Origin of the sequence: Xanthomonas sp. NCPPB 3582, assembly GCF_041475735.2 — a bacterium.
Taxonomy (GTDB): domain Bacteria; phylum Pseudomonadota; class Gammaproteobacteria; order Xanthomonadales; family Xanthomonadaceae; genus Xanthomonas; species Xanthomonas codiaei.
Map to the genome: position 1 here is coordinate 2,011,558 of NZ_CM192968.1, position 11,959 is coordinate 2,023,516.

Genomic DNA, 11,959 nt, shown 5'->3' on the forward strand with positions numbered 1-11,959 from the left:
GATGGCGAGTACATGCAATGCATTTTCGGACAATAAAGCTGCCGGGAATGCAACAACAAATTCTAATGACATGCACGTACGGAGAAAAGAATGAGTAACGGATATGGCCGCAGTACGGAAGGCTTTGGCATAGATCGGGAATCTTCTGTTAGATTGATAGTCAAGACAGCTCTTGAGAACGGTGTGTCGGATCCAAAGCAAATCTCCTATATGCTGGCGACCGCTCAGCATGAGACACGCAACTTTCAAGCGCCAGACGAGGATTTCGGACGTAGTCAGGCACGTAAGCTAAAATATCGTGGCGGTGAAGAGTTTTATGGCCGCGGCTATGTGCATCTTACGCATGATGACAATTACGAACAGTTTGATCGTTTGCTGGGCCTCAACGGTGAGATGGTCCGCAATCCAAACTTGGCAAAAGACCCGGAAATCGCTGCCAAGGTATTAGTTGTTGGTATGCGCGACGGCTTGTTTACTGGCAAGCCTCTTGACCGTTATATCGATAGCGATAGCCATGATGTCTATAACGCTCGACGTGTGGTGAACGGTGTTACGCCTAGCAGTCCTTGGAGTATCAAGGCCGCCAAACAGTGCGCAGAGCTTTCAGCAACGTGGGAGCGTCGTGTTCCTGATTTGATTGAAAGCGTTAAACGCGACGGTGTAGATCTCAAGCATAGCGTGACATCCAGTTTGACTCCCCATCAGCCCTCGAAATCCCATGACGCAAAAATCGAACAAGGCGAGCGCGGCGAATCTGTAAAACAGCTGCAAGGCCAGCTGGCCCAACTCGGCGCAACCGGTCGCGACGGCAAGCCGCTACAGGCCGACGGCGACTTCGGCGGCAACACCAGATACGCCGTCGAGCAATTTCAGCGCGAGCATGGCTTGCAGGTAGATGGTGTAGTAGGTAATCAGACGCAAGCTGCCTTGGCTCAGGCGCTGTCGCAGAAAACGGCGAAGCAAGCCGAGCAAACGGCCGCTCCCGCGGTGCCGGTACAGGCAGCATCCAGCCCCCTGCTTTCCGACCCTCGTCATCCCGACAACGCCATGTTCGTGGGTGCGGTAAGCAAGTTGGAAGCCCTGGGCGAGCGTGGTGGGTTTGCTAACCATAAGCAACTGGAGCAGGCCGCAGGGCAGGCGGTGTTTGAGGCCAAGGTCAGTGGTCTGCAACGCATCGACCATATCCTTCCCAACAAGAGCGGCGACGGTTTCTTTGCAGTCCAGGGCGAGCTGAGTGACCCCTCAATGCGTCGCGTCTTTATCGATCGCGAGCAGGCGCAAGGACAGTCGCTCGAACACAGTAGCCGACAGGTGGCTGAGGAAAGCCAACATCAGGCAACGCAAGTCCAGGGACAGGTACAGCAAACGACTTCTCCTACGATGTCGATGTAGCAGCGTCTCGTGTCTTGGCTTGACCCGATTGATGAGAGGCCGAGGTTACTGAGGTAATCTCGGCCTCTTCGAATTTCATCCAGGGTTATCACATCGTGACCGGCCAGTCCCGCGAAGCGGCGATGGGGGGGGATGGCGCTGCGTGCCGCGCTGATCATCGGGCTGGCGACCAGCATGGCCCAAGGCTCGCCGCGATTGTATTGGACGCTGACGGATGGGATTAGTCAGGCAATCACCAAGACAGTGACTGGCAGTTCAAAAAGCCCCTACGAGGCAATCGACAAGAATCTGATGCTGATGCAGGTGGCGATGTCGGCCTTGGATCAGATCAAGACGGGCGGCGATGAAGAGAGCAAGGATGAAAAAGATAGGGCTCGTTGGTTCACTGGGATCGGTATGGCAGGTCCTGGAGTCGTTGCAGGCTCGATGCTGTTGCTGAACAAGCTGGCGATGGCGCTGGTGGTGGGCTTTGGTCCACTGTTCATCTTGTGTCTGCTATTCCAGGCGACGAAGTCCTTGTTCAGCAAATGGCTGCTATACGGACTGGGTACTGTGTTTTCGCTTTCTGTTTTGACCTTCACGGTGGGTTTGGCTACCAAGGTGGTCGGTGCAGTAGGTGCTGCGTTCGTCGCGAAGTGGGCGATGAATGGGTTTACGGGCGAGGGCATCAGCAGCATGGCGCTGCAGCAGGGAGGATTGGGACTGGTGTTAACGACGTTGATCATCACAGCACCCCCCATGGCCGCAGCCTTCTTCCAGGGCACGCTGGGCCAGTTCACCGCGTACTCCGCGCTGGGGCAGCTGGAGCGCGCTGGCCAGTCGCCGGGTGCTGGGCGGCCTTATGAGCCGGGTGCGCCGGCTAAAGATTCCAAAATTGGCTCTACTCAAACAACTAGTGGTAACACTACCGTGATGCGTAATGATTCTTCGCCTTCTCAAGAGCCTAATAGCGGTAGTCGGGGTCTTGCGCAAAAATGATAAATAAATTTCTGAGGGTTCTATGACTCTTGCGCGATCAATGATTTTTTTGAGTTTTTTCTTCGCTGGTGCTTCACTGGCACAGACAGCCTGTCCAAGTGGCGTAGCGCCGGGAAGTCCCCAGTGTGGACCTGATTCAGGTACTTCTAGGGGCGATATTCCGGCGCCGCCGCCTAGACCCACGGGGGAGTGGATTAAAACTTGGGGGGCAATTGCTCACTCCAGCGTAACTGGTGAGGCTGGAAGTGCGGTAGGTAAATTGTCTGAAAATGAAGCGAGGGATAAAGCTACTCGCCAATGTGCTGCAGGTGGTGCTACTGACTGTCAAGTGAAATTGGTGTATCGAAATCAGTGTGCTGCTTTAGTTACGTCGCAGGGTAATAGTTTTTTTCAGGCATCTGCTAGTAAGCAAAAATCCATTGAGTTAGCGACTAAAGTTTGCGAAGAAAGTAATTCCGGTGTTTGTAAAGCGGTGTATTCTGAATGCTCTGAACCCATTTTTAGAAAATATTGATTTTCTTAATTTTGCTTCGAATGATTGAATATCAAGACGAGGTGCGAGGTGATGGAATTTTTGCGAAATACATTTTTCTCTCTGGTATTCATGTCGCTCCTTTCGCTATCAGCATGCGATCAAGAGGCTAAGTCGCAAGGGTCAACAAGTCAATCGCAAAGTTCACAGAAAACAACCGATGAATTTGCGCGTCAGGAAGATGGCTCAAAAAGAGGTGAAGCTTCGGAGCTAGGGGCTGCCCCTAAGGCGCGCGCAACTCTAACGCCGGGTCCTGAATCAGTTGATATCCATAAGCTCGCAGATGGATTTAAAGAAGGCATGCCTTACGGTGATCTTCGAAAAAAAGTTATTGCCGGAAACTGGAGGCCGGTAATAAGCGCTGATTGCAAGAAAAATGTCGTTGGTGATGATTATGAGAGTGTGTGCTCGAGCGATCCAAGACGGTGTGCAATCTGTGATGAGGTGCCAGAGCTGAATATTTGTAGTGGGGATGGGCATTGCATAACCGAGTTTTCTAGTGCTGATCATCAACAATTACTTAAAGTCTCCACGTATGGGGAAATCCAGGACGCGCTAGTGGAGGGTGAAAAATCTAGGCTCTTCGTTTCTTGGTGGGATGTGTCCGCCAAAGCTAACTGATTAATTTGTACTTAATTTCACAGGAGATGCTAGATATGAGCAGTCCTTTGGCAGACCTAATCCAGCGTGGAGAGTCTGGGCGAAATAACTACAATGCTTACAATCGAGGTACATATATCGGCGCAGACGGGCGGGAGCATATTCGTGGGAGCACTGGTCCCATAGAATTTTCGTCTATGACTCTTGGCGATGTCATGGATGCGCAGGCCCTGCCGAGGGGTGATCAAGAACCGCTTTTCGCAGTCGGGCGCTTCCAAGTCATACCTGCGGCGAATGAGTTGTGTCTTTAGCGGTCTCGGTGGCAGTATCCCGTAAAGTCAAGCCAGCCATAATCAGAGGTCTCCGGGCACACTAGCCACCGAAGAGACCAACAATGCCTAATGGCCAGATTACCGAAAGCCAGATTATTCCCAGGCTGAAGTAAGTCGAGAGAAGCCGTCAGGTCAAAGATGTGTGCCGCTAGCTGGGCGTCTCCGAGGCGACATATTTCGTCTGGAAGTCCAAGTGCGGCGGCGTGGATGCCGCTGATGTGCAATGCCTTCATGATCTGGACGCCGAGCACAGCAAGCTCCAACGCATACATGCCGAACTTGCGATGAAGACTCATGCTCTGACGGATGTCATTGCCCAAAAACTGTAGGCCTGGCGCGCAAGCGTCCGCTTCTTGCCAGGCTGATCGAGCGCATTGTAGGAGCGAGCACCGGGCATGTTCGGTGGTTCGCGTCGCTCGCTCGACAGCACGCTTGGCGATGAATACGTATGCACGCGTGCGCCCGATGCGCGTTGCGCCGCTAGGCTAACGCCCTTGGCTGGCGGCCGTGTTGGCCGCCCGCAGTGGCCCGGGAGGGGCGTGCATGTTGCAGACACCATGGTGGCGCGGGGCCGTCATCTATCAGATCTATCCGCGGAGTTTTCTGGATTCCAATGGCGATGGGGTGGGCGATCTGCCGGGCATCATCGCCAAGCTCGACTACATTGCCGGGTTGGGTGTGGATGCGATCTGGATCTCGCCGTTCTTCAAGTCGCCGATGGCCGATTTCGGCTACGACATCGCGGACTATCGGGCGGTGGATCCGCTGTTCGGCACGCTGGAGGATTTCGATCGCCTGCTCGACAAGGCGCATGCGCTCGGGTTGAAGGTGATGATCGACCAGGTGCTGAGCCACACCTCGATCGAACATGCGTGGTTCCAGGAAAGCCGGCAGGACAAGACCAACGCGAAGGCGGATTGGTACGTCTGGGCCGACCCGCGCGAGGACGGCACGCCGCCCAATAATTGGCTATCGCTCTTTGGTGGTGTGGCGTGGCAGTGGGAGCCGCGGCGCGAGCAGTACTACCTGCATAACTTTCTGGTGGATCAGCCGGATCTCAATTTCCACAACGCCGACGTGCAGCAGGCGACCCTGGACAATGTGCGGTTTTGGCTGGATCGCGGGGTGGATGGCTTCCGTCTGGATGCGATCAACTTCTGCTTCCACGATGCGCAGCTGCGCGACAATCCGGCCAAGCCGGCGGACAAGCGGGTGGGGCGCGGTTTCAGTGCGGACAATCCGTACGCGTACCAGTACCACTACTTCAACAATACGCAGCCGGAGAATCTTCAGTTCCTGGAGCGCCTGCGCGCGTTGCTCGATCGCTACCCGAATGCGGTGAGCCTGGGCGAGATTTCTTCGGAAGATTCGTTGGCCACCACCGCCGAGTACACCGCCAAGGGCCGCCTGCACATGGGCTACAGCTTCGAGCTGTTGGTGCAGGACTACAGCGCGGCGTACATCCGCGAAACGGTCAGCCGGCTCGAGGCGACCATGCTGGAAGGCTGGCCGTGCTGGGCGATTTCCAATCACGACGTGGTGCGTGCGGTGACGCGTTGGGGCGGCGACGATGCGTCGCCGGCATTTGCGCGGATGGTGGTGGCGCTGCTGTGTTCGCTGCGTGGTTCGGTCTGCCTGTACCAGGGCGAGGAGCTTGGGCTGGGCGAAGCGGATGTGGCGTTCGAGGATCTGCAGGATCCATATGGCATCACGTTCTGGCCAACCTTCAAGGGGCGCGATGGTTGCCGCACGCCGATGCCGTGGACCGATGCGCCGTCGGCGGGGTTCACCAGTGGCAAGCCGTGGCTGCCGTTGGCCGAGCCGCATCGTCTGGCGGCGGTCAGTGTTCAGCAGGGCGATGCACAGTCGGTGCTGAGCGCGGTGCGCGCGTTTCTTGCCTGGCGCAAGCGCATGCCGGCCCTGTGCGAAGGAACGATCACGTTTTACGACACCGCCGAGCCGGTGCTGATGTTCCGGCGTGAGCATGCAGGTCAGGTGATGCTATTGGCCTTCAATCTGTCGTTGGATGCTGCCGAGCCTGCGCTGCCTGAAGGTGCATGGGGACAGATCGATGTGCCGGGGGTGGAGCAGGGCGTGATCGAGGATGGACGCGTGAGCTTGGCTGGGCACGCGGTGGTGTGCGCCACGGGCAAGGGTCGATAGCACCGTTTCACAAGCGGTGTGCTGTGATTGAGTGAGACAGGCGAGACATTCCAGTGGGGTGCCTCGCTTTTTTGTATGCGGTGTCAGCTACCAATCAGTGCTTGCGCCAGGCGCTGTGCCTGGCAAGCGACTCAAGATACGTCACATGGGTGGTGCTGTTGCAGGAAACGGCAATGCAGCTGCGCCGTCCTGATCAAGCTGCAGTAGCCGGTTGCCTGATGAAGCCGAGTGCGATCGCGACACGGTCAGTCGAGGCACTGGCTCGTGTGTCACGGCGTGTGCTGCGAGTGGAAACGGCGAGACGTCAGGTGCGCATGTGGAGCCCAGCGCCCGATTGCCTTGGTTTGAAAGCGGCTGACAGAACGTAGCGAGCAGTCGTCAGGCGGATGTGGATGCCGCGGCCGAAATCGGAGCGCGTGAGCGGCATGCCCATTTCGGGCTCCGGCAGCGGCGGCGTGGCCGGCGCGCGGTCGTGTCCCTGGCTACTCTTGTGGTGATCGTGCTTACTCGAGTGGGGATGGTGTTCATTCCAAAGAAAAGCCGCCGGTCTTCAGTCGGCGGCTTTTCAATGGGCGACATCTTGAGGTTCTGGAGCAGCGCCTGTATTGCGTTGCGCGGATTGGGCCATGCCCTTGCTGGAAGATCTGGAGAATTACGAAAGCTGGAGCTGACGGTGTCTCCTTGCCCCCCCGTACCCTCACCCCAACCCCTCTCCCGGGGGGAGAGGGGCTCTAGGGCCGCTATTTGTTGCTGCAGGAGGTCAGAACTTGTAGTTCACACCCAGCACGAAGGTGCGGCCCCATTCGATGTATTCGAGCGGGCGGTCCTTGGACTCTGCGTAGGTGCGATACGGTGAGTTGCTGAGGTTGCTGGCCTGCAGCAGCAGGGTCAGGCCGGACAGGCTGCTGGCCTCGCTGAAGTTGTAGCTGATCTGTGCGTCGGTGATGTTCTCGCCGACCACGTAGCGCAAGGTGCGGTTGCCGTTGAAGTTGCCGATCTCGCCGATGAAGTCCGAGCGGCGACGTTGGCTCACGCGTGCCTCGAAGCCCTTGTGTTCGTAGTAGGCGGTGAGGTTGTAGACGCGTTCTGACAGGCCGGGCAGGCTGATTTCGCCATCGCCCACGCTGGAGGCGCTTTCCGGGTCGCGGATCTTGACGTCGCTGTCGTTGAAGGTGGCGCTGGCCTGGATGCCGAAGCCTTGCAACGGGGCGAACAGCAGGTCCAGCGGCAACGAGGCGGTGAGTTCGAGGCCGCGCAACGTGCCGCCCTTGCCGTTGAACGGTGCGCTGAAGGTGCCGGTGGTCAGCACCGGTGCGGAGCCCGGCGGCGGCACATAGCCGGCAACCAACGCCGAGAAATCGTAGTTGTCGCGGCTCTGGGTGTAGATATAGCTCTTGAGATCCTTGTAGAAGAACGCCGCGGCCACGTAGGCGCGGTCGGCGAAGTACTTCTCATAGGAAATGTCCAGGGCGTTGGCACGCCATGGGTCGAGCATGGGGTTGCCGCCACTGGCGCCGGGGCGGCCGGTGGAGGTGTCCACGCCGAACTCCAGCGAGGCGCGCAGTTGGTCCACACGCGGGCGCGCCACCTGCTTGGCCATCGCAAACCGCAGCGTCTGCTCGTACGGGAACTGGAAGGCCAGGTTCAGGCTGGGCAACCAGTCGCGGTATTTCTTGCCATCGTCGATGGGGCGCACTTCGCTGCCGGCAGGCTGCGAGGCATCCCAGTAATTGGCCTGCGAGGACTGATCGGCGCTCTGCAGCTGCACGCCGATGTTGCCGCGCACGCCCACTTCGCCCCAGTCGGTATTGATGTTGGCGCGCAGCCAGGCTGTGGTGATCTTTTCTTCGACCGTCCAGGCCTTGGAGACCAGGAACGAGGCGTCGTCGCTGGGGTTGAACAGCATGTAGCGCGATACGGTGGCCGGCACATTCCAGGCCGGCAGGGAGCCGAGACCGGCAAAGCCGAGATTGACCGGGGCATATTGCAGGTCCGCCGCCACCGTGGCGTCGCCCTGCGCGCCCAGCGTGATGTTGCCTTCCGGCTGGGTCTTCTGCTTTTCGCGATTGGCGTAGTTGACGCCCACGTCCAGATCGGAAAACCAGCTCAACGCTTCGGGCATGGGAAAGCTGGCCTGCAGGCGCGCGCCTTTCAGCACGTCCTTCACGCTCGGCACCTTGCCGTAGCCCGAGCCGTAGATGGTGTTGGTGAGGAACAGCTCGTCCGGATTGGAATAATTCATGCCCGGCGTAATCTGCGAAAAGCCATTGCCGACGACCGACACGCCCACCGTGTCCAGCTGCGGCATGGGAGCGCGCTGGAGATTGTTTTCCAGGTTCAGTTCGTCGCGGGTGGCCCTGGAGTAGTTGAGGTCGGCGACGATCTTGACGGCGCCGGCCGAGATTTCGTTGTTCCAGCCGAAGGCGTCGATCTTGTCTTCGCGCTTGTTGTACATGCCGCGCACCAGCGGATAGACGCCACTGGCGGTGCCGCCGATGAAGCTGCCGTTGTCGTTGACCCGCACATCGGTGATGTTCAGGCCCGGCGTGTAGCCACCGTTGTAGTTGCTCAGGTTGAGCTCGAACTGGTTGGCGGTATCGATCTGCTCGGCTTCGGTATGGAAGGCATCGAGCGTGCTGGTCCAGGCGTTGGACGGGCGGTACTGCAGCGTGGCCATGACACCGTCGCGCTTCTGGTTGCCGGTGCGGCGCAAGGCCTTGATGCCGTCGGAGAAGTACACACCATCGGCAACGCCGGGGCGTTGGCGCTGTGCGTTGACCGGCTGCCAGGGCTCGTACAGGCCCACCTGGTTTTCCTGGATCGGCATGTCGGTATGTGCGTAGCCGATGGTCAGGCCGATGGTGCGGTCGGCGAACTGGTCGATGTAGCTGACGTTGAAGCGGTTGCCGTAGGGGTCCACGTTTGCCGCCTTGCCCAGCGAATTGCGCTGGTAGCGGCCGCCGATGGCGATGACGCGCTCGTTGTAGCTGAGCGGGCGCGCGGTCTGCATGTCCACCGTGCCTGAGAGGCCCTGTCCGACCAGGCCGGCATCGGGCGTCTTGTAGACGGTGACGCCGCTGACCAGTTCGGATGGATATTGGTCGAATTCCACGCTGCGGTTGTCGCCGGTGCTGACCACTTCGCGGCCGTTGAGCAGGGTGGTGGAAAAGTCCGGCGACAGGCCGCGCACGCTGATCACCTGCGCGCGGCCGGCCACGCGCTGGGCGGCCAGGCCGGGCAGGCGCGCCAGCGATTCGGCGATGCTCACGTCCGGCAGCCGGCCGATGTCTTCGGCGGAAATGGCTTCCACGATCGAAGTGGAATCACGCTTGACCGAAATGGCGCCTTCGATCGCGCGGCGCAGGCCGGTGACCTGGACCTTGTCCAACTCGGTGACCTCGCCGGCGGCCGGCTCGGATGCGGTCTGTGCGGTGGTGGCGGTTTGCGCAGGCGTTGCCGATTGCGCGGCTGCCAACGTCGGTGCCATGGCGACGGCCAGGGCGATACTCAGCGCGGAGCGCTTGTGCTTCAACATTTTCCCCTCCCAGGTACATGTTGTTCTTTGAATTTTGATCCGGCAGATGCCTGGAGATGCTGCGTCGTGCGTCATGCAAGGCGTCGCGACTGCAACGTATGGTAGACATCGCGCCTGCGTGCAAACGGCCGCTGCATACGTATTCAACCGCCACGATGGCGATGAAATCGATTCCATGTGTGGCTTGCGGCCATGCCATGTCGCCTGCCAGGGGTGCCGGGCGGCTGGAATGCATCATCCGCAGCGGCACGCAGCCGCGATCGCGTGCAATCGTTGGCGACGACCCTGCGTGCGGGTCGTCGCAACGGCCTCGCTCAACGCGCGCCGTCCACCGGCACGAAGCGGATCGCCTGCCCGCCGCCCGGAGCCAGCCGCAATTCCAGGCTGTCGCTGCTGCTGACCTGGCGCTCTTCGCGCACGAAGGCGAACGGGTTGCTCACATAGTCGGCGCCATCGCCGTCGCGATAGATCTGCGCGGTATAGCGCACGCCCGGTTCGAGAAAGCCCAGCGGCACCTGCAGCAAGCGGCCGTGTTCGTCGGTGATGCTGCCCAGAAACCAGTCGCGGCTATGGCGGTCCTTGCGCGCGATGGTGACGTAGTCGCCCACCTCGCCATTCAATGCGCGGGTCTGGTCCCAATCCACCGCCACGTCCTCGATGAAGCGGAACGCATCGCGGTGCTGCAGATAATGCTCGGGCAGGTCGGCGGCCATCTGGATCGGGCTGTACAACGTCACATACAGCGCCAGCTGACGGGCGAGCGTGCTGGGAATCGCCTGGCCGTTGCGGCCTTTCAGGCTCACGATGCCCGGCGTGTAATCCATCGGCCCGGCCAGCAGTCGCGTGAACACTAGGTTGACCTCGTGCTCGGGAGGATTGGGGGGCTGGCCCCAGGCGTTGTATTCCATGCCGCGCGCGCCTTCGCGCGAGATCCAGTTGGGATAGGTGCGGCGCAGGCCGGTATCCTTGATCGGCTCATGTGCGTTGACGGCGATATGCCGCTGTGCTGCCTCGCGCACCACGCGCAGGTGGTGGCGTGCCATCCACTGGCCGTCGTGCCACTCGCGTAGCGGCGCGCCACCGGCCGGATTGCGTCGCTCCACCTGGCCGTCGTCGCAGACATAGCCGGTCTTGACCGAATCCACGCCGAAACGTGCGTACAGGTCCATTGCCTCGGCGATCTGGTCTTCGTAATGGTCCACTGCGCACCCCGTCTCATGATGGCCGATCAGATGCACGCCCTTGCCGGCGGCGTACTTGCTCAATGCGGGCAGATCGAAATCCGGTGTGGGTTTGGTGAAATCGAAGCTGCCGCCATTGCCGAACCATTCGCCGTCCCAGCCCGGATTCCAGCCTTCCACCAGCACGCCGCGAAAGCCGTGCGCAGCGGCAAAATCGATGTAGCGCCGGGTCGTGGCCGTGGTTGCCGCGTGCTTGGGGCCGGTGGCCCAGGTCTGCTGGTCGAGATGCATCGACCACCACACGCCGACATACTTGGACGGCTTGACCCAGTCCACATTGCCCAACGCATTGGGCTCGTTGAGGTTGAGGATCAGATTCGATTCCACCAGGCCGGTGGCCTGATCGGCGATCTGCAGCGTGCGCCACGGCGTATCGAAGGGCAGGGTGCGACGTACCTTCCAGCCTTCGGCCGCCGGCGACAACTGCGCGCGCAGGCGCTGGTCGTCGCTACGGCGCAGCCACATGCCGGCATAATCCACCAGCGCCGCTTCGTGCAGCGCGATATGCAAGCCGCTGTCGGTACGCAAGGTGAGCGGGGTGTGCGCCAGGGTGAGTTGATTCAGTGGCGTGCGGTTGTAGAGATACTCGTAATGGATCGGTTCGCCCGCCGGGATCCACCAGGCATCGGCACGCTGGGCGATGGCGAACTCGGTGAGTTCGTCGTCGATGATCGCTTCGCGCAGGCCGGCTTGTTCGGGAAAGTGATAGCGCAGGCCCAGCCCGTCGTCGTAGACGCGGAAGACCACCTCGAAGCTGCGCTGCGCACCGTCACGCTCGCCCAGGCGAACACGCAATTCGTTGTAGTGGTTGCGAACCAGGCGGGCCTCGCCCCAAGGCTGCTCCCACGTGTCGTCATGACGTTGGCGTGCCTGCGACAGCACCACCAGTCCGCGGTCCAGGCGCCCGTCGCGCAGATTGAAGCCCAGGCGTGAACGCTGCAGCACCGGCTGGCCCAGGCGTTGCACGCGGTAATACGGGGTGCCGCCATCCAGCTCCAGGCTCACCTGCAGGATCTTGCCGGGCGAGGCGACGTCGATCGTGGTGACTTCGGCATGCAGCATTGGCGCCACGCTCGCGATGCAGGCCAGCAACAGCAGGCGCGCGATCCAGCGCGCGCCCAGCGTCGAGCGTGCTCGACATGAAGACAGCGGCATATCCCCTCCCAAGGTGGCCGTTGCGTAAGCG

Annotated in this window: 6 protein-coding genes, 1 other RNA gene and 2 pseudogenes; 6 read left to right on the forward strand and 3 right to left on the reverse strand. The window is 60.1% G+C overall.

Translation table 11 applies throughout. The features are described 5' to 3' along the window. Positions 1-90: 90 nt before the first annotated feature. The 6 genes and pseudogenes from ACCQ05_RS08575 to ACCQ05_RS08600 all read left to right on the forward strand — a co-directional run bounded on the left by ACCQ05_RS08575 (position 91) and on the right by ACCQ05_RS08600 (position 5,997). Positions 91-1,392 (forward strand): XVIPCD domain-containing protein, encoded by a 1,302-nt coding sequence (locus tag ACCQ05_RS08575; RefSeq protein ID WP_372393514.1) that lies wholly within the window; start codon positions 91-93, stop codon positions 1,390-1,392. Between the two features lie 122 nt (positions 1,393-1,514). Next, a pseudogene (locus ACCQ05_RS08580) lies at positions 1,515-2,370 on the forward strand (type IV secretion system protein). A 22-nt stretch (positions 2,371-2,392) separates the two neighbouring features. Continuing rightward, complete coding sequence (locus ACCQ05_RS08585) at positions 2,393-2,884, forward strand: DUF4189 domain-containing protein (RefSeq protein WP_372393515.1); 492 nt, start codon at positions 2,393-2,395, stop codon at positions 2,882-2,884. A 48-nt stretch (positions 2,885-2,932) separates the two neighbouring features. Then, positions 2,933-3,523: a hypothetical protein gene (locus ACCQ05_RS08590; RefSeq protein ID WP_372393516.1), complete on the forward strand. Its 591-nt coding sequence runs from the start codon at positions 2,933-2,935 to the stop codon at positions 3,521-3,523. 373 nt (positions 3,524-3,896) lie between these two features. After that, positions 3,897-4,266 (forward strand): annotated as a pseudogene (locus tag ACCQ05_RS08595) (transposase); the annotation flags it as partial. Between the two features lie 111 nt (positions 4,267-4,377). Next, the gene (locus tag ACCQ05_RS08600; RefSeq protein ID WP_228961213.1) at positions 4,378-5,997 is read left to right on the forward strand and encodes an alpha-glucosidase; all 1,620 of its coding nucleotides are present in this window, start codon (positions 4,378-4,380) and stop codon (positions 5,995-5,997) included. A gap of 352 nt (positions 5,998-6,349) precedes the next feature. On the opposite strand, the gene ACCQ05_RS08605 is transcribed toward ACCQ05_RS08600, so the two are convergent. The 3 genes from ACCQ05_RS08605 to ACCQ05_RS08615 form a co-directional block, all read right to left on the reverse strand. Continuing rightward, positions 6,350-6,424, reverse strand: a non-coding RNA gene (locus ACCQ05_RS08605) — sX9 sRNA. A 333-nt stretch (positions 6,425-6,757) separates the two neighbouring features. Further along, positions 6,758-9,532 carry a TonB-dependent receptor gene (locus ACCQ05_RS08610; protein WP_372393517.1) on the reverse strand — a complete coding sequence of 925 codons (2,775 nt, stop codon included), beginning with the start codon at positions 9,530-9,532 and terminating at the stop codon, positions 6,758-6,760. A 314-nt stretch (positions 9,533-9,846) separates the two neighbouring features. Next, positions 9,847-11,928, reverse strand: coding sequence for a glycoside hydrolase family 97 protein (locus ACCQ05_RS08615; RefSeq protein WP_372393518.1), 2,082 nt, complete (start codon positions 11,926-11,928; stop codon positions 9,847-9,849). Positions 11,929-11,959: the final 31 nt, after the last annotated feature.

Excerpts from the sequence above, each read along its gene's own strand:
- ACCQ05_RS08575 (WP_372393514.1), top strand. The coding sequence starts at position 91 with ATGAGTAACGGATATGGCCGCAGTACGGAAGGCTTTGGCATAGATCGG.
- ACCQ05_RS08585 (WP_372393515.1), top strand. The coding sequence starts at position 2,393 with ATGACTCTTGCGCGATCAATGATTTTTTTGAGTTTTTTCTTCGCTGGT.
- ACCQ05_RS08600 (WP_228961213.1), top strand. The coding sequence starts at position 4,378 with ATGTTGCAGACACCATGGTGGCGCGGGGCCGTCATCTATCAGATCTAT.
- ACCQ05_RS08610 (WP_372393517.1), bottom strand. The coding sequence starts at position 9,532 with ATGTTGAAGCACAAGCGCTCCGCGCTGAGTATCGCCCTGGCCGTCGCC.
- ACCQ05_RS08615 (WP_372393518.1), bottom strand. The coding sequence starts at position 11,928 with ATGCCGCTGTCTTCATGTCGAGCACGCTCGACGCTGGGCGCGCGCTGG.